Origin of the sequence: Streptomyces sp. WAC06614 (assembly GCF_003949795.1) — a bacterium.
Classification (GTDB): domain Bacteria; phylum Actinomycetota; class Actinomycetes; order Streptomycetales; family Streptomycetaceae; genus Streptomyces.
Map to the genome: position 1 here is coordinate 1 of NZ_RPRY01000086.1, position 24,509 is coordinate 24,509.

General features: G+C 73.8%; 21 protein-coding genes and 2 pseudogenes. 7 read left to right on the top strand and 16 right to left on the bottom strand.

Translation table 11 applies throughout. The annotated features are described in order from the left end of the window. The 4 genes and pseudogenes from EF918_RS37685 to rsmI all read right to left on the bottom strand — a co-directional run. A pseudogene (locus EF918_RS37685) lies at window positions 1-200 on the bottom strand (hypothetical protein); the annotation flags it as partial. Between the two features lie 317 nt (window positions 201-517). Further along, complete coding sequence (locus EF918_RS14400) at window positions 518-1,405, bottom strand: TatD family hydrolase (RefSeq protein ID WP_125645563.1); 888 nt, start codon at window positions 1,403-1,405, stop codon at window positions 518-520. Window positions 1,406-1,415: 10 nt separating this feature from the next. Further along, on the bottom strand, window positions 1,416-1,853 hold the full coding sequence (locus EF918_RS14405) for a hypothetical protein (RefSeq protein ID WP_260610195.1): 438 nt from the start codon (window positions 1,851-1,853) through the stop codon (window positions 1,416-1,418). A 261-nt stretch (window positions 1,854-2,114) separates the two neighbouring features. Continuing rightward, window positions 2,115-3,008 carry a 16S rRNA (cytidine(1402)-2'-O)-methyltransferase gene (gene rsmI / locus EF918_RS14410; protein ID WP_125645567.1) on the bottom strand — a complete coding sequence of 298 codons (894 nt, stop codon included), beginning with the start codon at window positions 3,006-3,008 and terminating at the stop codon, window positions 2,115-2,117. A gap of 68 nt (window positions 3,009-3,076) precedes the next feature. Here rsmI and EF918_RS14415 point away from each other — a divergent pair, with 68 nt between their 5' ends. Together EF918_RS14415 and EF918_RS14420 are read left to right on the top strand one after the other, a co-directional pair. Then, complete coding sequence (locus EF918_RS14415; protein WP_125645569.1) at window positions 3,077-4,759, top strand: dolichyl-phosphate-mannose--protein mannosyltransferase; 1,683 nt, start codon at window positions 3,077-3,079, stop codon at window positions 4,757-4,759. A 60-nt stretch (window positions 4,760-4,819) separates the two neighbouring features. Then, window positions 4,820-6,442 (top strand): penicillin-binding transpeptidase domain-containing protein, encoded by a 1,623-nt coding sequence (locus tag EF918_RS14420; protein WP_125645571.1) that lies wholly within the window; start codon window positions 4,820-4,822, stop codon window positions 6,440-6,442. A 49-nt stretch (window positions 6,443-6,491) separates the two neighbouring features. Here the strand turns inward: EF918_RS14420 and EF918_RS14425 are convergent, their stop codons facing one another. From EF918_RS14425 to EF918_RS14440, 4 genes are all read right to left on the bottom strand, one after another. Beyond that, window positions 6,492-7,661 (bottom strand): serine hydrolase domain-containing protein, encoded by a 1,170-nt coding sequence (locus EF918_RS14425; RefSeq protein WP_125645573.1) that lies wholly within the window; start codon window positions 7,659-7,661, stop codon window positions 6,492-6,494. 85 nt (window positions 7,662-7,746) lie between these two features. Then, window positions 7,747-8,517 carry an energy-coupling factor ABC transporter ATP-binding protein gene (locus EF918_RS14430; protein ID WP_125645575.1) on the bottom strand — a complete coding sequence of 257 codons (771 nt, stop codon included), beginning with the start codon at window positions 8,515-8,517 and terminating at the stop codon, window positions 7,747-7,749. Continuing rightward, window positions 8,505-9,266 carry a cobalt ECF transporter T component CbiQ gene (gene cbiQ, locus EF918_RS14435; protein ID WP_125645577.1) on the bottom strand — a complete coding sequence of 254 codons (762 nt, stop codon included), beginning with the start codon at window positions 9,264-9,266 and terminating at the stop codon, window positions 8,505-8,507. The genes EF918_RS14430 and cbiQ overlap by 13 nt, the downstream gene beginning before the upstream one ends. A 1-nt stretch (window position 9,267) precedes the next feature. Continuing rightward, entirely contained in the window at window positions 9,268-10,338 is a 1,071-nt protein-coding gene (locus EF918_RS14440) for an energy-coupling factor ABC transporter permease (RefSeq protein WP_125645579.1), read from the bottom strand. Between the two features lie 194 nt (window positions 10,339-10,532). Between EF918_RS14440 and EF918_RS14445 the strand changes: the two genes are divergently transcribed. Further along, the gene (locus EF918_RS14445; RefSeq protein ID WP_125645582.1) at window positions 10,533-10,904 is read left to right on the top strand and encodes an SsgA family sporulation/cell division regulator; all 372 of its coding nucleotides are present in this window, start codon (window positions 10,533-10,535) and stop codon (window positions 10,902-10,904) included. Window positions 10,905-11,036: 132 nt separating this feature from the next. Here the strand turns inward: EF918_RS14445 and EF918_RS14450 are convergent, their stop codons facing one another. Further along, window positions 11,037-13,262, bottom strand: coding sequence for an MMPL family transporter (locus EF918_RS14450; protein WP_125645584.1), 2,226 nt, complete (start codon window positions 13,260-13,262; stop codon window positions 11,037-11,039). A 109-nt stretch (window positions 13,263-13,371) separates the two neighbouring features. Further along, window positions 13,372-13,962 (bottom strand): TetR/AcrR family transcriptional regulator, encoded by a 591-nt coding sequence (locus EF918_RS14455; protein WP_125645586.1) that lies wholly within the window; start codon window positions 13,960-13,962, stop codon window positions 13,372-13,374. A gap of 150 nt (window positions 13,963-14,112) precedes the next feature. Between EF918_RS14455 and EF918_RS14460 the strand changes: the two genes are divergently transcribed. Then, window positions 14,113-17,565: a S41 family peptidase gene (locus tag EF918_RS14460; protein ID WP_125645588.1), complete on the top strand. Its 3,453-nt coding sequence runs from the start codon at window positions 14,113-14,115 to the stop codon at window positions 17,563-17,565. 156 nt (window positions 17,566-17,721) lie between these two features. Here the strand turns inward: EF918_RS14460 and EF918_RS14465 are convergent, their stop codons facing one another. The 4 genes from EF918_RS14465 to EF918_RS14480 all read right to left on the bottom strand — a co-directional run bounded on the left by EF918_RS14465 (window position 17,722) and on the right by EF918_RS14480 (window position 21,358). Beyond that, window positions 17,722-17,901 (bottom strand): hypothetical protein, encoded by a 180-nt coding sequence (locus EF918_RS14465; protein ID WP_125645590.1) that lies wholly within the window; start codon window positions 17,899-17,901, stop codon window positions 17,722-17,724. Between the two features lie 75 nt (window positions 17,902-17,976). Next, a complete protein-coding gene (locus EF918_RS14470) occupies window positions 17,977-18,861 on the bottom strand; it encodes an SDR family oxidoreductase (protein WP_125645602.1) in 885 nt (294 codons plus the stop codon). Between the two features lie 5 nt (window positions 18,862-18,866). Continuing rightward, window positions 18,867-19,766, bottom strand: a complete 900-nt coding sequence (locus tag EF918_RS14475) for an alpha/beta fold hydrolase (RefSeq protein WP_125645592.1) — start codon at window positions 19,764-19,766, stop codon at window positions 18,867-18,869. Beyond that, the gene (locus EF918_RS14480; protein ID WP_125645594.1) at window positions 19,763-21,358 is read right to left on the bottom strand and encodes an NAD(P)/FAD-dependent oxidoreductase; all 1,596 of its coding nucleotides are present in this window, start codon (window positions 21,356-21,358) and stop codon (window positions 19,763-19,765) included. The genes EF918_RS14475 and EF918_RS14480 overlap by 4 nt, the downstream gene beginning before the upstream one ends. A gap of 123 nt (window positions 21,359-21,481) precedes the next feature. On the opposite strand from EF918_RS14480, the gene EF918_RS14485 reads away from it, so the two are divergent. Then, complete coding sequence (locus EF918_RS14485) at window positions 21,482-22,207, top strand: MerR family transcriptional regulator (protein WP_125645596.1); 726 nt, start codon at window positions 21,482-21,484, stop codon at window positions 22,205-22,207. Here EF918_RS14485 and EF918_RS14490 read toward each other — a convergent pair. After that, a complete protein-coding gene (locus tag EF918_RS14490; protein WP_125645598.1) occupies window positions 22,192-22,992 on the bottom strand; it encodes an exodeoxyribonuclease III in 801 nt (266 codons plus the stop codon). The genes EF918_RS14485 and EF918_RS14490 overlap by 16 nt on opposite strands. Window positions 22,993-23,110: 118 nt before the next feature. Here EF918_RS14490 and EF918_RS14495 point away from each other — a divergent pair, with 118 nt between their 5' ends. Further along, a complete protein-coding gene (locus EF918_RS14495) occupies window positions 23,111-23,608 on the top strand; it encodes a GNAT family N-acetyltransferase (protein WP_125645600.1) in 498 nt (165 codons plus the stop codon). Between the two features lie 9 nt (window positions 23,609-23,617). On the opposite strand, the pseudogene EF918_RS14500 reads toward EF918_RS14495, so the two are convergent. Continuing rightward, window positions 23,618-24,394 (bottom strand): annotated as a pseudogene (locus EF918_RS14500) (CoA transferase); the annotation flags it as partial. On the opposite strand from EF918_RS14500, the gene EF918_RS38155 reads away from it, so the two are divergent. Next, window positions 24,336-24,509 (top strand): sugar phosphate nucleotidyltransferase (locus EF918_RS38155; RefSeq protein WP_312847832.1); only part of this gene is annotated, 174 nt, incomplete at its 3' end. The pseudogene EF918_RS14500 and the gene EF918_RS38155 sit on opposite strands and share 59 nt — an antisense overlap.

A 24,509-nucleotide genomic window follows, 5' to 3' on the forward strand; every position in this document is an offset into this window, starting at 1 on the left:
GTGCCGGCGCGGGGGGCGGGGAGGTCCGGGGCGCCGGCGCCCCAGTCACCCTCACGGGGGTCGCTGACGTACGCGTACGGGTCCTGGCGGAGCGGCTCCGGATCCGGCTCCGGCTCCGGCTCCGGCGGAGCCGCAACGGCCGCGGCACGGGCGCCCCGGCGCCCGGACCCGCGGCGACGGCCGCCCTGGCTATCGCTCACGCTCGCTCCACTGCTCGGCCCCCTGACCCGGGCACGGCACACTAGCGGAGCCGCGGTCACTCTCCCAACTCGCCCGCTCACCGTGCGTGTCGCCCCGGCGGGGCCATGCCGTCCCTCACCCGCGCACCGCGGAGGGCCGAGCGCGCAGTTCCCCGCGCCCCTGGGGGGAGACCGCCGTCCGACACCTGCGGGCGGTCGTGGGCTGGGCGCGCAGTTCCTCGCGCCCCTGGGCATGTCCCCTCAGGGGCGCGGGGAACTGCGCGAGCGGCCACCCATCGGCAGGCGGCCGGACGGCGGCCGGGACCACCTGGGTTCGGTCAGTAGCCGAAGGCCTTGGCCGTGTTGGTGGACAGCGCCGTGGCCATGGTGTCCTCGGGCAGGCCCCGCACGGCGGCCATCGCGCGGACCGTCAGGGGGATCAGGTACGGCGCGTTGGGCCGGCCCCGGTAGGGGGCCGGGGTCAGGTACGGGGCGTCGGTCTCGACCAGGACCAGTTCCAGCGGGGCCACCGCCAGCGCGTCCCGCAACCCCTGCGCGTTCTTGAAGGTCACCGTGCCCGCGAAGGACATGTAGTACCCGGCGGCGGCACACTCCGCCGCCATCTCCGCGTCGCCCGAGAAGCAGTGGAACACCGTCCGCTCGGGCGCGCCCTCCTCCCGCAGCACGCGCAGCACGTCCGCGTGGGCCTCGCGGTCGTGGATGACCAGGGCCTTGCCCTGCCGTTTGGCGATCTCGATGTGCGCCCGGAAGGACCGCTCCTGCGCCGCCGTCCCCTCCGGACCGGTCCGGAAGAAGTCCAGCCCGGTCTCGCCCACGGCCCGCACGTGCGGCAGCGCCGCCAGCGCCTCGATCTCGGCCAGCGCCTCGTCCAGCGCGGCGTCCCCGCCGCCCGCCCGGGCCCCCTGCCGCGACCAGCCTCCCTCAGGGTCCCCGTGGACGATCCGGGGCGCCTCGTTCGGGTGAAGGGCGACGGCCGCGTGCACGTTCTCGTACGCCGCCGCGGTCTCCGCCGCCCAGCGCGAGCCCTTCAGGTCGCAGCCGACCTGGACCACCCTGGTCACCCCCACCGACGCGGCCTTGGCCAGGGCTTCCTCGACCGTGCCGGACTGCATGTCGAGGTGGGTGTGGGAGTCGGCCACCGCCACCCGCAGGGGTTCGGGCAGCGGCGGCAGGGCGTCGGCGGAGGCGGCGGAGGAAGGGCTCATACCGGTGATCTTATGACCGGCCCAGCATTCTCCTCAGGCGGGCCAGCAGCCCCCCGCTCCGCTCCCCCGCGGGCTCGGCCGAGCCGACGCTCACCGGCCCGGGGGCGTCGTGGGGCCCGGTCTGCGGCAGCCGCCGGCCGGTGTGCTGCCCGGCGCGGCGCCGGGTCCCGCTGGCGTGGTCGTGGTCGTGCGTGGCCGGGACGGGCCCGGCGATGCCCGGAGCGATCCGGCGGTCGTGGTAGAGCTGGTCGAGCATGCCGAGGACCGATCCGACCTTCCCCTCGCGCATGATCCGCACCACGTGCCCGTCACAGTTGTGGCAGGTGGGGTTGGACAGCGGGGACGGCACCCGCTCACCCCCGGCCGTGTAGATGATGAACGGCTCCCCCTTGGCGTCCGTGTGGTGCTCGATCTCGTACGCCTGCTCCCAGGCGTATCCGCAGCGCATGCAGGCGAACGAGTAGGCCTCGTGGACGATCTGCACCCCCGGGATCGTGGGCGCCGGGGCCGCAGGGGCGGGGATAGGAGTGTCTGCGATCTCACTCATGCCGGCTCCTCTGGTCCGCTGGTTTGTCTTACGCCAGTGGACGCCGTTTCGGCCAGGAGCGCATCAGGCCCTGTCGACTGTTGGACGGTCCTTGGGAGAGTCATTCCCCAAGCGCCCGGTGCGCGGTCTGAGCTTTGCTTTTCAGATTAGCTCTTTACCGTCTCAGGGCGCCTTTCGTACCGCATTCTTTGCCGCGACCACGGCGTCGAAGACCTCGCGCTTGGGTAGCCCGGCCTCGGCCGCGACCGCCGCGATGGCTTCTTTCCGCCGCTCCCCCGCCTCCTCGCGCACCTGCACCCGGCGCACCAGTTCCTCGGCGTCGACCTCGCCGGGGCCCGCCTGCGGGGCGCCCTCGACCACGACGGTGATCTCGCCCTTGACGCCCTCGGCCGCCCAGGCGGCCAGTTCGCCGAGCCCGCCGCGCCGGACCTCCTCGTAGGTCTTGGTCAGTTCGCGGCACACCGCGGCCCGCCGGTCCGCGCCGAAGACCTCGGCCATCGCGGCCAGGGTGTCGTCGAGCCGGTGCGGGGCCTCGAAGTAGACGAGCGTGCGCCGTTCGGCCTCGACCTCGCGCAGCCGGCCGAGCCGTTCGCCGGCCTTGCGCGGCAGGAAGCCCTCGAAGCAGAACCGGTCCACCGGCAGCCCGGACAGCGCCAGCGCGGTCAGCACGGCGGACGGCCCGGGCACCGCGGTGACCTTGATCCCGTGCTCCACGGCGGCCGCGACCAGGCGGTAACCGGGGTCGGAGACCGAGGGCATGCCCGCGTCGGTGACCAGCAGCACCCGCGCGCCGCCGGTCAGCGCCTCGACCAGTTCGGGGGTGCGGGCGGACTCGTTGCCCTCGAAGTACGACACGACACGCCCGGTGGTGTGCACCCCGAGCCCCTGCGTCAGCCGGCGCAGCCGCCGGGTGTCCTCGGCCGCCACCACGTCGGCGCGCTCCAGTTCGGCGGCGAGTCGCGGCGGGGCGTCGGCGAGGTCGCCGATCGGGGTTCCGGCGAGGACGAGTACACCGTCGCCGAGGGCACCATGGGGGTCGGTCTGCGCAGTTGTCACGGGCCCATCCTCTCAAGCGGACGCCCCGCCCACGCCGCGCGCACAGGTGCGTTCCCTACGATGACCCGGTGACCAGTACCGCGACGCTGCCGCAGCCCTCCGCGACCACCCCGCCGCCGCTGGACGACGTACGGGCGCGGCTGGTCCCGCCGTACGCCCGGCCGTCCGCCCATCTGTGGGCGGCACTCGGGGTACGGGCGCGTGCCGCGGGCACGCTGGAGCGCGTGCTGGCCTGGGTGGGGCCGCTGGCGGTGGCGCTGGTGGCCGGGGTGCTGAGGTTCTGGCACCTGGGCAGGCCGAAGGCGGTGATATTCGACGAGACGTACTACGCCAAGGACGCCTGGGCCACCATCCAGCAGGGCTACGAGGCGAGTTGGCCCAAGGACATCGACAAGTCGGTCATCGCCGACCCGCACGGGGTGGCGCTGCCGCTGGACCCGGGGTACGTGGTGCACCCGCCGGTCGGCAAGTGGGTCATCGGGCTCGGCGAGTGGATGTTCGGCTTCGACCCGTTCGGCTGGCGGTTCATGACCGCCCTCTTGGGCACCCTGTCCGTGCTGATGCTGTGCCGGATCGGGCGGCGGCTGCTGCGGTCCACGTTCCTGGGGTGTCTGGCGGGCGCGCTGCTCGCGGTGGACGGGCTGCACCTGGTGATGAGCCGGACGGCGCTGCTGGACCTGGTGCTGATGTTCTTCGTGCTGGCGGCCTTCGGCTGTCTGCTGGTCGACCGGGACCGGGCGCGGGCCCGGCTGGCCGCGGCGCTGCCGGTGGACGCGGAGGGGCGCACCCGGCCCGACGCGGTGGTCGCGGAGTCGCTGCGGCTCGGGTGGCGGCCGTACCGGATCCTGGCGGGCGTGTGCCTGGGCCTGGCGTTCGGCACCAAGTGGAACGGGCTGGTGGTGCTGGCCTTCTTCGGGGTGCTGACCGTCCTGTGGGACGCCTCGGCGCGCCGGGTCGCGGGCGGTGGCGCCCCGTACCGGGCCATGCTGCGGCGGGACGCGCTGCCGGCGTTCCTGTCCGTCGTACCGGTCGCCGTGGGGGTGTACCTGGTCTCGTGGGCGGGCTGGATCCTCAGCCCCGACAACGGCAAGGGGGGCTACTTCCGGGACTGGGCCGCCAAGCAACCGGCCGACGGGTTCTGGTCGTTCCTGCCCGACTGGCTGCGCAGCCTGTGGCACTACGAGACCGAGGTGTACAAGTTCCACGTGGGTCTGACCTCGGGTCACACCTACGAGTCGAACCCGTGGAGCTGGCTGGTCCTGGGCCGGCCCGTCTCCTACTTCTACGAGTCCCCGGCGCCGGGCACGGACGGCTGCCCGGTCACCGAGACCGGCAAGTGCGCCCGTGAGGTGCTGGCCCTGGGCACTCCGCTGCTGTGGTGGTCCGCCTGCTTCGCGGTGCTCTACGTGCTGTGGCGCTGGTTCTTCCGCCGTGACTGGCGGGCGGGGGCGATCCTGTGCGCGCTGGCGGCCGGCTACCTGCCCTGGTTCAACTACCAGGAGCGGACCATCTTCTACTTCTACGCGGTGGTCTTCGTCCCGTACCTGTGCCTGGCCCTGGCGATGATGATCGGCGCCCTGCTGGGACCGGCCGGCTCCTCGGAACGGCGGCGCACGATCGGGGCGATCGGGGCCGGGGTGCTGGTCCTGCTGATCGTGTGGAACTTCATCTACTTCTGGCCGGTCTACACCGGCCAGACCCTGCCCATGGACTCCTGGCGTGGCCGGATGTGGTTGGACACCTGGGTCTAATGTGCCTGAACATGTTCAAATACAGCGGAGCACGCTGTGACTCCTGGGGAGGGGACGAACATGAACGGGGCAGCGAAGGGCGCGGTCGTCGGCGGGGTGTTCCTCGCGATGGTGGGCGGGGCCGCGTACGGGGTGTACACGCTGGTCGACGGCGCGGGCAGTCAGGGGGACGGCACGGCGGCCACGGCCCCGCGGGGCGGCGGACCGCCGACCGGGAAGGAGACCGCCGAGACGGCCAAGGCGTTCCTGGCGGCCTGGGCGGCCGGGGACGAGGGCGCGGCGGCCGGGCTGAGCACGGACGCGGCCGCGGTGCGCCAGGCCGTCGGGGGCTTCCGGTCCACCGCGCACGTGTCCAAGGCCGTGATCACCCCCGGCACCCCGGCCGGCACGACCGTGCCGTTCTCCGTCGCCGCCGAGGTGACGTACGAGGGGGTCACCAAGCCGCTGGCCTACGAGTCGAAGCTGACCGTGGTGCGCGGCACGACCACGGGCCGGCCGCTGGTGGAATGGCAGCCCTCCGTGCTCCACCCGCAGCTCGGGCGGGGCGAGAGCCTGCGCACGGGCACCCAGGCCGCGCCGCCGGTCAAGGCCGTGGACCGCGACGGCGAGGAGCTGACGGCGCAGAAGTACCCGTCGCTGAAGCCCGTCCTGGACCAGTTGCGCCAGACCTACGGCGCGAAGGCCGGCGGCCGGGCCGGCGCCGAGCTGTGGATCGAACCGGCGGGCCCGGGCGGCGCGCGGCGGACCCTGCTGTCCCTGACCGAGGGCGAGCCGGGGACGATCCGGACCCGGCTGGACGCCCGGGTGCAGGCGGCGGCCGAGCAGGCCGTGGCGGCGTACCCGGAGTCGTCGGTGGTGGCGATCAGGCCGAGCACCGGGGACGTGCTGGCGGTGGCCAACCACCGCAAGGACGGCTTCAACGCGGCCATGCAGGGCGCCCGCGCACCCGGCTCCACCCTGAAGATCGTGACCGCGGCGATGCTGCTGGACCGCGGGCTGGTGGCGGCCGACCGGCCGGCGGCGTGCCCGGCCACGGCCTCCTGGGAGGGCAAGGTCTTCCGCAACCTGAACGGCTTCGCGCTCGACGGGGCGACGTTCGCGACCAGCTTCGCCCGGTCCTGCAACACCGCCTTCATCGGCCAGATCGACGACGTGAAGGACAACGGCGCGCTGCCCCGGGAGGCCCGTGAGGTCTTCGGGATCGGCCTGGACAACTGGAAGACGGGCATCCCCTCGTTCGACGGCCGGGTCCCGGAGACCTCGGGCCCGTCCGCCGCGGCCGCCTACATCGGCCAGGGCCAGGTCCAGATGAACCCGCTGACCATGGCCTCGATCACGGCGACCGCCCGGACCGGGGTGTTCCGCCAGCCGGTGATCGTCCCGGCGGACCTGGACGGCCGGCCGCTGGCCAAGGCCGCCCGGGCGATGAAGCCGTCGGTGGCGGCCCAGCTCGTCTCGATGATGCGGCAGACCGCCACCAGCGGTACGGCCGCCCGGGCGATGGCCTCGGTCGGCGGCGACAAGGGCGCCAAGACCGGCTCGGCCGAGGTGGACGGAGCGGCCGCCCCCGACAGCTGGTTCACCGGCTTCGGCGGGGACGTGGCCGCGGCCGCGATGGTCGAGGGCGGCGGGCACGGCGGCGACGCGGCCGGCCCGATCGTGGCGGCGGTGCTGCGCTCCTGACGGGTACGGCCCGGGCCGCGCGGCTGTGCTCGCAGGCCCGGGCCCCTGCTCAGCCCTGCCGGTCCAGGCAGTCGCGCAGGGCGCGGACCAGGGCCTGGGCCCGGGGGTCGGCCGTGACCGACTTGGCCAGGGCGTTGGTGACGTAGCCGAAGCCGATGCCCGTGTCGGGGTCGGCGAAGCCGAGGGAGCCGCCGCGGCCCGGGTGCCCGTACGAGGCCGGGGAGAGCAGCGGGGCCGCCGGGCCGTGCAGCATGTAGCCGGGCCCGAAGCGGGTGCCCACGACCAGCACCCGGTCCGGTCCGGCGGCCAGCTCCTTGCCCGCCAGGGCGGTGGTCGCCGGGGTGAAGATCCGGGCGCCGTCCTCGACCACGCCGAAGGTGGCCGCGTAGAAACGGGCCAGGGCGCGGGCCGTGCCGATGCCCGCGGAGGCCGGCAGTTCGGCGGCCCGGTAGCCGGGGTCGTTCTCGTCGGGCAGCGGGTCGATGGCCGCGAAGGCGCGGCGGGTCAGCGAGGCGGGGTCGGCGTAGGCCGCGGCGACGTTCCGCCGGGGCCGGGTCCTCAGGCCGGCCGCGTGCTCCGGCGGATCCACCGGGGCCACCCGGCCCACCCGGCCGGCCTCGGCCTCCGGCAGCCCGATCCAGAACTCCAGCCCGAGCGGCTCGGCGATCTCCTCGGCGAACAGGCTGCCCAGGGTGCGCCCCGTCGCCCGGAGCACCAGCTCGGACAGCAGCCAGCTGAAGGTCTGGGCGTGGTAGCCGTGGTCGGTGCCGGGCTCCCAGAAGGCGGGCTGCGCGGCGACGGCGCGCGGCCCGGAGACCCCGTCGGCGGCCTCGGCCGCCGTCAGCCCGCGGTCCAGCGCCGGGACGCCCGCCTGGTGGGTGAGCAGGTGCCGGACCCGGGTGCGTTCCTTGCCGCCCGCCTTGAACTCGGGCCAGTACGAGCCCACCGGCGCGTCCAGGTCCAGCAGCCCCCGCTGGTGCAGCAGGAGCGGTACGGCGGCGGCCACGCCCTTGGTGGCGGAGCGGACGATCTGCGCGGTGCCGGCCGTCCACGCGGCGGTGCCGTCGGCGTCCGCGGTGCCGGCCCACAGGTCCACGACGGGGCGTCCGTCCCGGTAGACCGCGACCGCGGCGCCCCGGTCGCCGAGCACCTCGAAGTTGCGCGCGAACGCGTCCCTGACGGGCTCGAAGCCCTCCGCCACCACACCCTGGATGTCCACGAGCGGCTCCAACAGCACCCACCGGCCGGATATGCCGCTACCGGCCGGTAAGAGACCTACGCCACGGCCGGCCGCGGCAGCGGGCCTACGCCACGACCACCGAGCGCGGGTCGAAGCCGAACGGCAGCTCCAGCCGGTGGGCCGCCATCAGCGGCTCGTCGCACAGCAGGTCCTGGGTGCGCCCGTCGGCCGCGATCACGCCCTCGCTGAGGATCACCGAGCGCGGGCACAGCTCCAGGGCGTAGGGCAGGTCGTGGGTGACCATCAGGACGGTGACGTCCAGGGAGCGCAGGATGTCCGCGAGCTCCCGGCGGGAGGCCGGGTCCAGGTTGGACGAGGGCTCGTCCAGCACCAGGATCTCCGGCTCCATGGCCAGGACGGTGGCGACGGCGACCCGCCGGCGCTGGCCGAAGGAGAGGTGGTGCGGCGGCCGGTCGGCGAACGCGGCCATGCCCACCTTCTCCAGGGCGGTACGCACCCGCGCCTCCAGCTCGGCGCCGCGCAGCCCGGCGGCGGCCGGTCCGAAGGCGACGTCCTCGCGCACGGTCGGCATGAAGAGCTGGTCGTCGGGGTCCTGGAAGACGATGCCGACCCGGCGCCGGATCTCGGCGAAGTTCCGCTTCTCCACCGGCAGTCCGGCCACCGTCACCGTGCCCACCCCGCCGCCGAGGATGCCGTTGAGGTGCAGCACCAGGGTGGTCTTGCCGGCGCCGTTGGGCCCGAGCAGGGCGACCCGCTCGCCGCGGCCGACGGTCAGATCGACGCCGAACAGCGCCTGGTGGCCGTCGGGGTAGGCGTAGGCGAGGCCGGAGACGGCCAGGGAGGGGGTGTCGAAGGTGTCGGTCACAGCGTCCATCCCATCACGCAGACGGCGAGCGCCGTCGTCGGCAGTGCGGCCGCGTACGCCCACTGGGCCCGCGTGGCGACCACCTCGTCGATCACCGGCATCGCCCCGGCGTAGCCGCGGCTGACCATGGCCAGGTGGACCCGTTCCCCGCGTTCGTAGGAGCGGATGAACAGGGCGCCGGCGGTCTTGGCCAGCACCCCCCAGTGCTTGATCCCGCTGGCCTCGAAGCCGCGCGAGCGGCGGGCCACCGACATCCGGCGCAGCTCGTCGGTGATCACGTCGCCGTAGCGGACCATGAACGAGGCGATCTGGACCAGCAGCGGGGGCAGGCCCAGCCGCTGGAGTCCGGTGAGCAGGGCGCGCAGGTCGGTGGTGGCGGCCAGGAGCACGGAGGCGGCGACGCCGAGGGTGCCCTTGGCCAGCACGTTCCAGGCGCCCCAGAGGCCGGAGACGCTCAGGGAGGTCCCGAGGACCTCGATCCGCTCGCCCTCGGCCACGAACGGCAGGAGCACGGCGAAGGCCACGAACGGCACCTCGATCAGCAGCCGCCGCAGCACGAAGCCGGCCGGTACCCGGGCCACCGCGGCGACGGCCGCGAGCAGGACGGCGTACAGGCCGAAGGCCCACATCGCCTCGCGCGGGGTGGCCACGACCAGCACGACGAAGGCGAAGGTGGCGGCGAGCTTGCAGTGCGGCGGGAGCGCGTGAACGGCCGAGTGGCCGTGCCGGTACAGCTTGTGGGCGTGGCCCGCGCCCATGTCAGGCGTCCACGGTGGCGGGCGTACGGCGGCGGCCCCGGGCCACCCAGAACACGCCGGTGCCCACGACCACGGTGGCCCCGACACCGAGCGCACCGGCCAGGCCGCCGGAGAGCCGTGCGTCAGCAACGTCCTTGACGGCGTAGTCGGCGAGCGGGGAACCGGCCGCCGCGTGCTCCTCCACCTTGGCGTCGATGCCCTGGTCGGCGGCGACCTTCTCCAGTCCGTCGGGGCTGGCGGAGGCGTAGAAGGAGACGAACCCGGCCAGCACCAGCGCGGTGACCAGGCCGGTGGCCCAGATCCGGGTCACGGGACGGCCGGCCGCAGCCGGGGCCGCGGCGGGGGCGGCCGCGGGGGCGTCGACCAGTTCGCCGCCGACGCGGAGCTTGAGCGGGGTGGCCAGGCCGCGCGCGCCGTGCACCAGGTCGGGGCGGACGGCGAGCACGGCGCCGACGGTCGCGGCGGTGATGGCGGCCTCGCCGAGGCCGATGAGGGTGTGGACGCCGACCATGGCGGTGAACACCTTGCCGACGGGGACGTCGGTGGTGCCGCCGAGGGCGTAGAGCAGGGTGAAGAAGGCGGCGGCGGCCGGTACGGAGAGCAGGGCGCCGGCGAAGGAGGCCACGGTGACCGAGCGCCGGGTCCTGGGCAGCACCGCGAGCAGGCCGCGGAAGACGGTGTAGGCGACGACGACGGTGACCACGCCCATGGTGGTGATGTTCACCCCGAGGGCGGTCAGACCGCCGTCGGCGAACAGCACGCCCTGCAGGAGCAGGACCACCGAGACGCACAGAATTCCGGTCCACGGTCCGACGAGTATCGCGGCGAGCGCCCCGCCGAGCAGGTGTCCGCTGGTACCGGCGGCGACGGGGAAGTTGAGCATCTGCACGGCGAAGATGAAGGCGGCGACCAGGCCGGCCAGCGGCGCGGTGCGCCCGTCGCCGGCTCCCGGCCCCTCGCCCGCGGTCAGCTCGCGGCGCGCGCCGCGCAGGCCGAGGCCGACCGCGGCGGCCGCGGCGACCCCCGCGGCGACGGAGACGGGGGCGTCGATGAATCCGTCGGGTACATGCATGGGGGACGCTCCGCCTTCACACTGGGTCATCGGCTCTTACATGTTCTTTAGCCGTTCAAGAATAGTGCCCACTTGCAAACCAGTGGCAAGAGCGCACGGTCCACAAAACGAAGCGCGCGGTTTCGTCGGAATATGCGAGGCTGGGGGACAACAAAGACTGTTTTGTCCCGCTTGATCACGCGAGGAGTCGGTCGATGTCCACGATCCCTGCTGCCGTCGAAGAGCGGGTACGCGCCCGCGTGATCACTGACGACCCGCTCTACCGCGTCATTCCGGTGGCCCTGCGGTTCACCGTCGCCGAGCCCCTGGCCGTACGGATCGTCTTCCCGGCGGGGCTGTCCCCCGAGGGCACCGAGAACGAATGGGTCTTCCCCCGCGCCCTGCTGGAGGCCGGGCTCCAGGGGCCGACCGGATCGGGCGACGTACGGGTGTGGCCGTGCGGACGGGTGCAGGCGGTGGTGGAGTTCCATTCGCCCGAGGGCGTGGCCATGGTGCAGTTCGACAGCGCGGCCCTGCGGCGCTTCCTGCGCCGCACCCACGCACCCGTCCTCACCCGTCAGGCGTAGCGGGCCCGGCCCGCACCTCGGCGCACCTCGGCGTACCTCGGTGAAAGGGCCCGGCCCCGTACCTCGGTGACGAGGTACGGGGCCGGGTGGTCCGGCGGCGGCGCCGCGCGACCGGAGCGGGTCGGGCCGGGGTCAGGCCTTGACGAGCTCGCGCTCGGTGTCGGGGCCGGCCTGCGGGGCCGCGGACTCCAGGTGCTTGCGCAGCCCCTCGCCCTCGACGTCCACGTCCGGCAGCAGCCGGTCCAGCCACTTCGGCAGCCACCAGGCCTTGTGGCCGAGCAGGGCCAGGACCGCCGGGACGATGGCCATACGGACCACGAAGGCGTCGAAGAGCACGGCGATCGCGAGGCCGAAGCCGATCATCTTGACCATCTGGTCGTCCATGCCGATGAACCCGGCGAACACCGCGATCATGATCACCGCGGCGGCCGTGACCACCCGGGCGCTGTGCTGGAAGCCGGTCACGATGGCCTGGCCGGGGCGCTCGCCGTGGACGTACGCCTCGCGCATCCGGGTGACGAGGAAGACCTCGTAGTCCATGGCCAGACCGAAGACCACGCCCACCATGAAGATCGGCATCATGCTCATGATCGGGCCGGGCTGGTCCACGCCGAACAGCGAGCCGAGCCAGCCCCACTGGTAGACCGCGACGACCGCGCCGAGGGCGGCGACCACCGAGAGCAGGAAGCCGAGGGCGGCCTTGAGCGGGACCAGGACGGAACGGAAGACCAGGATCAGCAGCAGGAAGGCGAGGCCGACGACCAGCGCCAGGTAGGGCAGCAGCGCGTCGTTCATCTTCTGCGAGAAGTCGATGTTGATCGCGGTGGTGCCGCTGACCATGACCTCACGCGGGCTGTTCGCGCGGATCTCGTGGACCAGGTCCTCGGTGGCGTGCGAGGACGGGCGGTCGGCCGGGATGACCGTGATGATCGCGGCGTTGCCCTGCTCGTTGAGCTGCGGCGGCATCACCAGCGGCTTGCCGTCACCGCCCTTGGCGATGCCGTCGAGCCCGGTCAGCCGGTCGAAGGTCTTGTCGGCGAGCGCCTTGTCGCCGTCGACGACCACCATCAGCGGGCCGTTGAAGCCGGGGCCGAAGCCGTCGGATATGAGGTCGTAGGCCTTGCGCTGGCTGCTGGAGACGGCCTTGGCGCCGTCGTCCGGCAGGCCCATCTCCAGCTTGCTCGCGGGCAGGGCGACCACACCGAGGCCGATCACACCGGCCAGCAGCACGACCACCGGCCGGCGCAGGACGAACCGGGCCCAGCGGGTCCCGCCGTTGGGCCGGTCCGTGGCCTCGGCGGCCTTGGCCCGGCCCCCGCCGAACAGCTTGCTCTTCGTGCCCGCGGGCAGCACCCGGCGGCCGGCGAAGCCGAGGATGGCCGGGACCAGCGTGAGGGCGACGAACACCGCGATGGCCACGGTGCCGGCGGCGGCCACGCCCATCTTGGTCAGCATCGGGATGTTGACGACGGCCAGGCCCACCAGGGCGATGACCACGGTCAGACCGGCGAAGACCACGGCGGAACCGGCGGTGCCGACGGCCCGGCCGGCGGCCTCGTCGCGCTCGCGGCCCTCGGCGAGCTCCGCGCGGTAGCGGGAGACGATGAAGAGGGCGTAGTCGATGCCGACCGCGAGGCCGATCATCATCGCCAGCGTGGAGGTGGTGGTGCCCAGGTCCAGCACGTTGGCCAGGGCGGTGATGGACGAGACGCCGATGCCGACGCCGATCAGCGCGGTCAGCAGCGGCAGTCCGGCCGCGACCAGCGAACCGAAGGTGATCACCAGCACGATGGCGGCGATGACGATGCCGATGGCCTCGCTGGAGCCGGTCTCGGGGGCCGCCATCAGGGCGTCACCGCCGATCTCGACCTGCACGCCCGCCGCCCGGGCCTCGTCGCCGGACGCCTTGAGCGCGTCCCGCGCCTCGTCGGTCAGCTCCATGCCGCTGACCTTGTACTTCACCGTGGCGTAGGCGGTGGAGCCGTCCTGGCTGATGGCGTGCGTCTGGTACGGGTCGGCGACGGAGGCGACCTGGTCCTTGCCCGGGCCGCTGTTCAGACCCGAGACGATCTTCTCGACCTGGGTCTTCGTGCCGGGGTCGTTGACCGTGCCGCCCGCCGGGGCCTTGATCACGATACGGGCCGTGGCGCCGTCGGCGGAGGCCCCGGGGAAACGCTTCTCCAGAAGGTCGAAGGCACGCTGCGCCTCCGTGCCGGGGATCGAGAAGGAGCCGGAGGAGGGCGTCGCCGCGGTCGCCGCGCCGAAGCCGGCGAGGAACAGCAGCGCCACCCAGACGAGGGCGACGAGGCGTCGGCGCCGGAAGGCGCCCTTGCCGAGTCGGTAGAGGAAGGTGGCCACGTCGGTGGTTCTCCCGTTCGAGTCGTGGGATGGGTGCGAGGCATGGAGAGCCGGCCCGACGACGAGAGCGGAACGTGTCAGGAGCAGCGGTGGTGCGCGGGGAGGGTGACTAGACGCCGAGGGCGGGGAAGACCACGGCGTCGAGGAACTGGCTCAGGAAGGCCCGGTCCACGGGCCTGTCCTCGATCAGCGGGAGCGCGATGAACGCCCCGATGAGCAGGTGCGGGACGAAGTCCAGGGCCGGACAGTCCGCGGCGACCTCGCCCCGGTCCACGGCCCGCCGCAGGATGGCCTGCATTCCGGTGATCTCGGGGTCGACCAGCAGGTCCCGCAGCGCCTTGTGGAGCTCCGGGCTCTCGTGGACGGCGTGGGCCAGTCCGCGCAGCAACGCGGTGTCCTTGGCCATCTGGTCGTTGTCCGAGCTCTCGACCATGACCGCGAAGTCCCCGCGCAGCGTGCCCGTGTCGATCTCCCCCAGGGAGACCGGCTGGGTGCAGCGCAGGGCCCGGGCCACCAGCTCCGGCTTGCTGCCCCACTGGCGGTAGAGCGTGGCCTTGCTGGACTTCGTACGGGCGGCGACCGCGTCCATGGTCAACGCCTCGTAGCCGACCTCGCGGAGCAGGTCCAGGACCGCTCCGTGCAGTTCGGCCTCCCGCTCGGGGGTGATCCGGCTGCGCCGGGTCGACTCCGCGTCGGCCATCTCCGTCTCTCCCTCCGAACGAAACTGTTTCGTACACCTACGACCATACCCCTCCCCGCCGCGGAACGAAACCGTTTCGTTTCGTTGGCGGCGTGGCATGGATCACGCGTACGAGTTGCCCGGGCCCCCCGGCGCGGAAAGCATGAGGGGGTGAGCCACGACGTCGCGTATCTCCGGTTCCCGCACCTGCACGACGACCTGCTGTGCTTCGCCACCGAGGACGACCTCTGGGTCGCCCCCCTGGTCGGCGAGGGGATCACCCCCGGCCGGGCCTGGCGGATCACCGTCGACCGGACCCGGGTCGGCCACCCCCGGTTCTCCCCCGACGGCCGGCAGATCGCCTTCACCACCTGGCGCAGCCTCGACCCCGAGGTGCACCTGGTCCCGGTGGACGGCGGCCCGGCCCGCCGGCTCAGCCACTGGGGCTCCACCGACACCCGGGTGTGCGGCTGGACCCCGCCCGACAAGGACGGCAACAGCGACATCCTGGCCGTCTCCTCGCACGGGCAACCGTTCTCCTACTTCTCCTGGGCCTACAGCCTGCCCACCGACGGCAGCCCCGGCGGCAAGCTGCCCTGGGGCCCGGTCTCCGACATCGCCGTCCACGAGGAGCCCGGCGAGGACGGCACCCCGGAACGCCGCACCCTGCTGCTCACCGGCAAGCCCCCGCACGAGCCGGCCGCCTGGAAGCGCTACCGCGGCGGCGCCACCGGCCGGCTCTGGCTGCACGGCGAACGGCTGCTGCCCGACCTCGACGGGCATCTGGAGGCGCCCCTGTTCGTGGCGGGCCGGATCGCCTTCCTCTCCGACCACGAGGGCGTCGGCAACCTCTACTCCTGCCGGCCCGACGGCAGCGACCTGCGCCGCCACACCGACCACGACGAGTTCTACGCCCGGCACGCCTCCGGTGACGGCTCCCGGGTGGTCTACCAGTGCGCCGGCGACCTCTGGCTGGTCGAGTCCCTCGACCCCGGCGCCACCCCGCGCAAGCTCGCCGTCCGGTTGGGCGGCACCCGCGCGGGCCGGCGTACGTACCAGGTCCCGGCGGCCAGCCACCTCGACGCGGTCTCGGTGGACACCACCGGCCGGGCCAGCGCCGTCACCGTGCGCGGCAGCCTGTACTGGCTCACCCACCGCGACGGCCCGGCCCGGACCATCGCGGACACGCCCGGGGTCCGGGTGCGGCTGCCGGAGATGCTGGGCAGCGGCGGGCAGGTCGCGTACGTCACGGACGCCGAGGGCGAGGACGCCGTCGAGATCGCCTACCTGCCGCGGGCCTCCGGGGACCGCCCGCCGCGCCGGCTGGCCTCCGGCGCCCTGGGCCGGGTCCTGGAGATGGTCTCCGACCCCGACGGCGAGCGCCTGGCCATCGCCTCCCACGACGGCCGGCTGCTGCTCATCGACACGAGCGAGGAGGCCGGCGGGGAGCCGGCGGCGGACGTCGAGGGGGCCGGCGCCACCGGGGCGGTGGACACCGAGGGGTCCGGCCCAGGGACCGACGAGGGGCCGGGAGCGGAGTCCGACGGCGAGGCCGACGCAGACGCAGAGACCGGGGAGGCCGGGGTGGCCGGGGTGGCCGGCGGGGTGGTGACCGAGCTGATCCGGTCCCTCAACGGGCCTGTCACCGACCTCGCCTTCTCCCCCGACGGCGACTGGCTGACCTGGTCGCACCCCGGCATCGGACGGTCCCTGCGGCAGATCAAGATGGCCCGGATCTCCGGTCCGGGCCCCCGCCAGATCGTGGACGTCACCAACGGCCGCTTCGCGGACGAGAACCCCGTCTTCACCCGGGACGGCCGCTACCTGGCCTTCCTGTCCTGGCGCGGCTTCGACCCCGTCTACGACGTCCACACCGGGGACCTGTCCTTCCCGCTGGGCTGCCGCCCGTACCTGGTGCCGCTGTCCTCGGCCACCCCCTCGCCGTTCGCCCTCTCCCCCGACGGCCGCCCGGCGGCGGGCGGGCTGGACCCGGGCGAGTCCGACCCCGGCGACGGCTCCGGCGCGGTCACCGTGGAGGTGGAGGGGCTGGAGAACCGGGTGCACCCCTTCCCGGTCACCGCCTCCAAGTACTCGGCGCTGCACCCGGTCAGCGGCGGCGGGCTGGTGTGGCTGCGCTGGCCGATCTCGGGCGCACTCGGCGAGACCTTCGCCAATCCGGCCGACATCAGCGGCAAGCCCACCCTGGAGCACTTCGACATCACCAAGGCCCGCAAGACCGAACTCGCCTCCGGCCTGGACTGGTTCGAGGTCAGCGGCGACGGCTCGCGGATGGTGGTCAACGACGACGGCGACCTGCGGGCGGTCCCGGCCACCGAGTCCGGCGACAGCGACTCCACCGTCTACCTGGACCTGCGGCGCATCCTGCACGAGGTGGACCCGGCGGCCGAGTGGCGCCAGGCCTACGAGGAGGCCGGCCGGATCATCCGCGCCTACTTCTGGGAACCGCAGATGTGCGGCATCGACTGGGACGCGGTCCTCGCCCAGTACCGGCCGCTGGTCGAACGGGTCGCCTCGCCCGACGAGTTCGCCGACCTGCTGCGCGAGGTCCTCGGCGAGCTCGGCACCTCGCACGCCTACGTCGCCCCGGCCCGGCGCAACGAGGGCCCGCCGCACTACCAGCGGGCCATCGGGCTGCTCGGCGCCAACTTCGTCTGCCGGGACGGCCAGTGGCTGCTCACCCGGATCCTGCCCGGCGACTCCTCCGACTCCAAGGCCCGTTCTCCGCTGGCCGGCAGCGGCATCCGCGAGGGCGCCGTCCTCACCCACATCGACGGCCGCCCGGTGGACCCGGTGGCCGGCCCCGCCGCGCTGCTGACCGCGGCCGGCGGGACCACGGTGGAGCTGACGTTCAAGCCGGCCGAGGGCGAGGGCCGGCCCCGCCGGGTGGCGGTCGTACCGCTCGTCGACGAACGCCCGCTGCGCTACCAGGACTGGGTGGCCAAGCGCCGCGCGGTGGTCCGCGAGCTCAGCGGCGGCAAGTGCGGCTACCTGCACATCCCCGACATGGGCGGATCCGGCTGGGCGCAGTTCAACCGGGACCTGCGCATGGAGATGTCCCGGCCCGCGCTGATCGTGGACGTCCGCGGCAACGCGGGCGGGCACATCAGCGAGCTGGTGGTGGAGAAGCTCAGCCGCTCCATCCTGGGCTGGGACCTCACCCGCGACGCCCAGCCGGTCAGCTACGCCTCCAACGCCCCGCGCGGTCCGCTGGTGGCCCTCGCCGACGAGGCGACCTCCTCCGACGGGGACATGATCACCGCGGCGTTCAAACTGCTGGGTCTGGGCCCCGTGGTCGGCCAGCGCACCTGGGGCGGAGTGGTCGGCATGACCGGACGGCACACCCTGGGCGACGGCACGGTGATCACCGTGCCGATGAACGCGGCCTGGTTCCCCGAGTACGGCTGGTCGGTGGAGAACCACGGTGTGGAACCGGACCTGGAGGTGCTGCGCACCCCGCTGGACTGGGCCGAAGGACGCTACGCCCAGCTCGACGACGCCGTGCACCTGGCGCTGGAGCTGCTGGAGCAGGACCCGGCCGCGGTCCCTCCCGGGTACGAGGACGTACCGGACCGGCGGCGCCCGAAGCTGCCGCCGCGGTCGTAGGAGACGCCGCCGCGGCCGTGTCCGAGGAGGCACCGCGGTCGTACGAGGCGCAGGCCCGCCGCGGCGGGGCGCGGCGGGCCTGCGCAAGGGGCGCGGCCGTTCCGGAACGGCCGCGCCCCTTGCGCGCGTGGTCGGTGCCGAGGGGTCACCGCCTGGTCAGTCCCAGGGGTCGTCCATCTCACCCCGCAGGTCGTCCAGGCTCTCCTGGCCCTGCTCCTTCTTCTCCTTGGGCTGCTGCGAGCGCCGGGACGCCTCGTCCTGGCCCCGCTTCCTGGCCTGTGCGGCCTTGCCAGACGGCTCCTGCGCCTTGTCCTGGAACTGGTCCTTGATGCCCATGCGTTTCCCTCCTGGAGGGTGTGGGGGACTGGGCCCCGACCAGACTTGCACGGCGGGACGAACGCCGCATTTCGGTCAGCGGCGCTGGGTGCGCTCCGCCTCGTCGGCCGCTCCGCCGGCCCCGACCAGCCCCGTGGGGACGCCCGCCAGCCGCGGTGCGATGCGCTTCATCTCGCGCTGTCCGCCGAACGCGACGACCCCCGGCAGGTAGCCGCGCACGCCCTGCATCCCGCGCAGCCACCACTGGGCGTACACGTGCGCCGAGCGCCGCTCGATCCCGGCGACGATCCGGTCCACGGCCGGGCCGAGCGGGTAGGTCCGGTTGGCCGGCCACGGCAGCCGCTGCCGCATCTCGCGCATGACCTCGTGCTCGTCGGCGCCGCGCACCATGTCGGTGTCGGTCCAGGACAGGTAGCCGACGCCGACCTTGACGCCCTGGTGGCCGACCTCGGCGCGCAGACAGTGCGCGAAGGCCTCGACCCCGGACTTGGAGGCGCAGTACGCCGTCATCATCGGGGCGGGGGTGATCGCGGCGAGCGAGGCGACCTGGAGGAAGTAGCCGCGGCCGGCCCGCAGCGCGGGCAGGAAGGCGCGGGCGGTGACCGCGCCGCCGATCAGGTTCACCTCGATCACCCGGCGCCAGGCGTCCGGGTCGGAGTCGGCGAAGGGACCGCCGGCGGCCACGCCGGCGTTGGCGACCACGATGTCCACCTTGCCGAAGCGCTCCTTGACCTCCTCGGCCACCCGGGCCATCGCCTCGGGGTCGGTGACGTCGGCGAACCAGTGGTCGCTGTCGGTGGGCAGCCGCTCGGAGACCTCCTTGAGCGCCTCCGGCTCCAGGCCGACCAGGGCGATGCGCGCGCCGCGCGCGGCCAGCTTGCGCGCCAGCAGTTCGCCGACGCCGCGGGCCGCGCCGGTGACGACGGCGACCTGGCCCTGCAGGCTCCTGCGACCGTTCACGGGATTCACGAGGTCCTCTCCTTCGTCTCGACCGTCCGGGTCAGTTCACGGATGACGCCGGTGACGGCTTCGGGCGCCTCGACGGGGGTCATGTGCCCCGCGCCGGTCAGCTCGGTGAGGCCGACGCACTGCGGCAGGGCCGCGGCCAGCGCCCGGGCGTGCCCGATCGGGGTGAGCCGGTCGGCGGTCCCGCCGACGACCGCCGTCGGCAGGTTGAGGCTGCGCACGTCGCGGTCCAGGTCCAGCCCGGCCAGCACCGCCGTCCAGGCGTGCCGGGTCGCGGCCGGGCAGGCGTGCACGATCCGGGCGCAGGCCTCCACCTTGTCGGGGGCCGAACCGGGGGCCATGGTGGCGTACTTCAGCAGGGCCTTGCTGACCGGCGTGACGGGCCCGAGCGGGGCCCGGGTGCTCAGCACGGCCCGGGTGAGCCGGGTCCGCAGCGGCCCGGCCGGCAGCGGCAGCACGCGGGACTCCTCGACGAGCCGGGTGCTGCCGGTGCTGCACAGCACCGCGGCCGCGGCATGGGCGACGAACTCCGGCCGGCGGGCGGCGGCCATGACGGTCATCCCGCCCATGGAGTGGCCGGCGACGACCGCCCGCTCCCCGTCGGCGAGGGTGGCCCGGAGCACGGCCACCAGGTCGTCGGCGAGTGCGGTGGTGCTGTGCTCGGCGGCCGCGGGGCTGCGGCCGTGGCCGCGCTGGTCGTAGGCGACGACGCGGTGGTCGCGGGCGAGGTCGTGGATCTGCGCCGCCCAGAACGCCGTCGAACAGGTCCAGCCGTGGGACAGCACCACGGTCGGGGCGCCGTCCTCGCCGTGCACCTCCACGTGCAGCCGCGAGCCGTCGGCGGACTCGGCGAAGAACTCCCGCCGGGGCGCGGGCGGGGCGTACCGGGCGCCGCTCATGCCGCCCCCTCCGCCGCCACGGCCGTACCGGTGGCGGCCTCGGCGGGGGTCTTCGCCGCACCGGCCGTGGCCGTCGTGGATGCCGCGGCGGGTGTGGCGGCCGTACGGGCGAGTGCCGGGGCCGACTCCCGCCGGCGCCGGACCTCGTACTCGGCCAGATCCACGGTGCGCGTCTCGCGCCGGAACTCGCCGGTGGTGCCCGGCCAGACGGTGGTGTTGCGGCCGCCCGCGTCGAGGTACCAGCTGGTGCAGCCGCCCGTGTTCCACACCGTCCGGGTCATCCGGTCCTGGACCCGGCGGTTCCAGGCGTTGACCGCGGAGGGGCGGGCGGCCAGGGCCGCCCGGCCCCCGAGGACGCCCAGCTGGCGCACGTAGTCGGCCATGTAGTTCAGCTGCGACTCGATCATGAGGATCATCGAGCTGTTGCCGAGGCCGGTGTTGGGGCCGATGATCGTCATCCAGTTGGGGAAGCCCGCGACGGTGGCCCCGCGCAGCGAGCGCATGCCGTCCTTCCACTCCTCCGCCAGCGACCTGCCCTCCGCGCCGATCACCCGGTCGGCGATGGGCATGTCCGTGACGTGGAAGCCGGTGCCGAAGATGATCGCGTCGACCTCGGTCTCCGTCCCGTCGGCAGCCACCAGCACCGACCCGCGGATCTCCTTCAGCCCGCCGGCCACCACGTCCACGTCCGGCCGGGCGAGCGCCGGGTAGTAGTCGCTGGAGAGCAGGATCCGCTTGCAGCCGATCCGGTACGAGGGCGTCAGCTTCGCCCGCAGCTGCGGGTCCTTGATCGAGCGGGCCATGTTGGCCTTCGCCAGCGACTCGATCAGCCCGAGCTGGTGGGGCCGCTTGGTGAACGCGCTGACCTGGAGCTCCCGGATGCCCCACAGCAGCCCTCGGCGGGCCGCCCGGGTGAACGGGAGCTGGCGGTGCAGCCACTTCTCCACGGAGCTGATCGCCCGGTCGGTGCGCGGCAGCACCCACGGCGGCGTCCGCTGGAACAGCGTCAGCCGCTCCACCTCGGGGGCGATGGCCGGGACGATCTGGATCGCCGAGGCGCCGGTGCCGATCATCGCGACCCGCTTGCCGCGCAGGTCGTAGTCGTGGTCCCAGCGCGCGGAGTGGAAGACCTTGCCGGGGAACTCCGCCAGTCCGGGGACCTCGGGCATCTTCGGGTCCGACAGGGGCCCGGTCGCGGAGACCACCACATCGGCGGTGAGGTCCCCGCCGCTGGTCTCGATCTCCCAGCGCAGTTCGGTCTCGTCCCAGCGCATCATCCGGACCTCGTGGTTCAGCCGGAGGTGCGGGCGCAGCCCGAAGGTGTCGGCGACGTGCTCCAGGTAGGCCCGGATGTGCGGCTGCCCGGAGAAGGTGCGCGGCCAGTCGGGGTTGGGCGCGAAGGAGAACGAATACAGGTGCGAGGGCACGTCGCAGGCACAGCCGGGGTAGCTGTTGTCCCGCCAGGTCCCGCCGACCGAGTCGGCCCGTTCCAGCACCACGAAGTCGGTGATCCCTTCGCGGCGCAGCCGGACGGCCGCCCCCAGCCCGCCGAAGCCGGATCCGACCACCGCCACGCGCACATGCTCGCCCACGCCCGCCGCCCTTCACAGACTCTGCCAGCAATCACTGGCACGGTGGGAGACTAAAGCTTCTCCCTACCCATGGGTAGGGGTCGCGCGGGGAAAGTTACCCCGGGTACGCCATAGGCTGCGGCTGTGGCGCACGAACAGCAGGAGCAGCACGAGCAGCAGCGACCGGAACAGACGGTACGCGCATACCGTACGGAGGAGCTGGCCGAGGCGGCCGGCATCCCCGTCCGCACCCTGCGCTTCTACCGCGAACGCAAACTGCTGCCGCCGCCGCGCCGCGAGGGCCGCATCGCCTGGTACGACGACCACCACCTGGCCCGGCTCCGTACGATCGCCGCACTGCTGGAGCGCGGCCACACCCTCGGCGGCATCGCGGAACTGACCGCCGCCTTCGAGAACGGGCGCGACGTCGGCCAGCTCAGCGAGCTGCTCGGCATGGGCTGGTCCGAGGAGACCCCGGTCCGGCTCACCCCGGAGGCCCTGGCCGACTACTTCGAGGGCGAGGTCACCCCGGAGAACCTGGCGGCCTCGCTCGCCCTGGGCTACGTCGCCACCGACGGCGACGAGATCGTGCACGTCAGCCGGCGGCTGCTCGACGCCTCCTCGGCCCTGGTCCGCGAAGGCGTGCCGCTGGCGGCCGTCCTGGAGACCGGCCGCCAGGTGCGGGCGCACACGGACGCCATGGCCAAGCTCTTCGCCGAGCTGGTCGCCACCCACCTCGACGACCGCGAGGCGGCCCTGGCCCGGCTGCGGCCGCTGGCCAAGAGCGTGGTGGAGGCGGAGCTCACCATGGCGATGGACCGCCTGCTGGCGGGCGCCGAGCCGGACCCGGACGATCAGCCCCGCTCGTAGACGACGGTCACGGGCGCGTGGTCGGACCACCGCTCGGGGTGCGTCTCGGCCCGCTCCACGAAGCCCTTGACGGCCCTGGCCGCGAGCCCGGGCGTGGCCACCTGGAGGTCGATCCGCCAGCCGGCGTCGTTGTCGAAGGCCCGGCCGCGGTAGGACCACCACGAGTAGGGCCCGTCCTGCTCGGGGTGCAGGGCACGCATCACGTCCACGTACCCGGCCTGCTGGTAGACCTTGCCGAGCCACTCCCGCTCCTCCGGCAGGAAGCCGGCGTTCTTGCGGTTGGTCCGCCAGTTCTTGAGGTCCGCCTCCTGGTGGCAGATGTTCCAGTCGCCGCACACGACCACCTCGCGCCCGTCGGCCGCCGCCTTGCCCCTGAGCTGCTCCAGGTAGGGCAGGAACGCGTCCATGAAGCGGTACTTCTCGTCCTGCTTCTCGGTGCCCGCCTCACCGGAGGGCAGGTACAGGCTGGCCACCGTCAGCCCGGGCAGGTCGGCCTCGATGTAGCGGCCGGAGGCGTCGAACTCGTCGCTGCCGAACCCCACCCGTACCGCGTCCGGCTCCCGCCGGGTGTACAGCGCGACCCCGGCCCGGCCCTTGGCCGCGGCGGGGGCGAAGAAAGTGTGCCAGCCGGCCGGCTCCCGCACCTCGGCCGGCATCTGCTCGGCCTCCGCACGCACCTCCTGCAGGCACACCACGTCGGCCCCGGTCCCGGCCAGCCACGGCACGAAGCCCTTCTTGGCCGCGGCCCGGATCCCGTTCACGTTCACGGAGGTCACGGTGATCAACAAACACTCCCCACATCGGACAAACCCGGTGCAGCGTACTCGTCCGCGCGCCGCGGGGCCGTGACGCACCACATTCCGGACGACCGGTCGGCCGGATCGCCCGCCGTACCATGGGCCAATGCCTCACGGGATAGAGCTCCGCGTCGTGTCGTACGACCATCCGGACGCGGTGAAACTGAACGACCAGGTCCAGCTCGAGTACGCCGAGCGGTACCGGAGCGAGGGCGACGCCACCCCGCTCGACCCGTCGATGTTCACCCCGCCGCACGGGCTCTACCTGCTGGCCTACGACGCCGACGGCACCCCGGTCGCCAGCGGCGGCTGGCGCAGCCACGAGGCCAACGACGAGGGCTACGCCGACGGCGACGCCGAGCTCAAGCGGATGTTCGTGGTCCCCGAGGCCCGCGGCCGCGGGCTGGCCCGGCAGATCCTGGCCGTCCTGGAGGACGACGCCCGCGCGGCGGGCCGGCTGCGCATGACCCTGGAGACGGGCGACCAGCAGCCGGAGGCGATCGCCCTGTACCTGTCCTCGGGCTACACCCTGACCGACCGCAAGTTCGGCCTCTACCGCGACTACGACTCCAGCCGCTGCATGACCAAGCCTCTCCAGGACTGACGCCCGCGCTCAGCCGCTGCGGCGCCAGGCGGCCGCGTCCGTGCCCCAGCGGGACGGCCCGGTGGCCCAGTCGGCCGGCCCGACCCCGTCGGCGAGCGGGGACGCGGCATGGCGCAGCGTCCCGTACCCGGACGGGCCGGTCCGCAACCAGGGCTCGTGATCGCCGGCCGCCCCGGCCGGTGGACCGGCCGGGGCCGGGCCGAGGGACGGAACGTCCCGGACCAGCCAGGACGCCGTCCCGGCCAGGGAGAACCGCAGGCTGCGCCCGCCGCCGCGGGCCAGGGCCCGCAGGATCCCGGCCGCGACCAGGTATCCCGTGCCGTGGTCCAGCGCCTGGGCCGGCAGCACCCCGGGCCGCCCGTCCGGACCGGCCTCGGCCGCCGCGATCCCGTAGCCGGCCTGCACCAGCGAGTCGAAGCCCCGGCGGCCGGCCCACGGGCCCTGCCAGCCCCAGGCGCACAGCTCCGCCACCACCAGGCCCGGCCGCCGGGCCATCAGCTCGTCCACGCCGAGGCCGTACCGCTCCAGGGCGCCCGGCCGGTAGCCGCTGACCACCACGTCCGCCCGGGCCAGCAGCTCCTCGAACGCCGCCCGGTCCCGCGCGTCGGCGAGGTCCAGTCGGGCGGACCGCTTCCCGAAGCCGGTGTCGGCGTAGGTGTCGGCGTCCTCGGGGAGCCCGGGCGGATCGATCCGCAGCACGTCCGCGCCGAGCAGCCCGAGCGTCCGGGTGGCGACGGGCCCGGCGATCACCCGGGTCAGGTCCAGCACCCGCGCCCCGGCCGCGGGCCTCGGCACTCGCTTCCTCCCGGCGACGAAGGCCACACCGAAGGAAATGCTCCCGGTCGTGGACAAGCCGGCGATCCAGTACGTGGTCGAAGAGGCGGTGGCGGCCGGTCTCGAC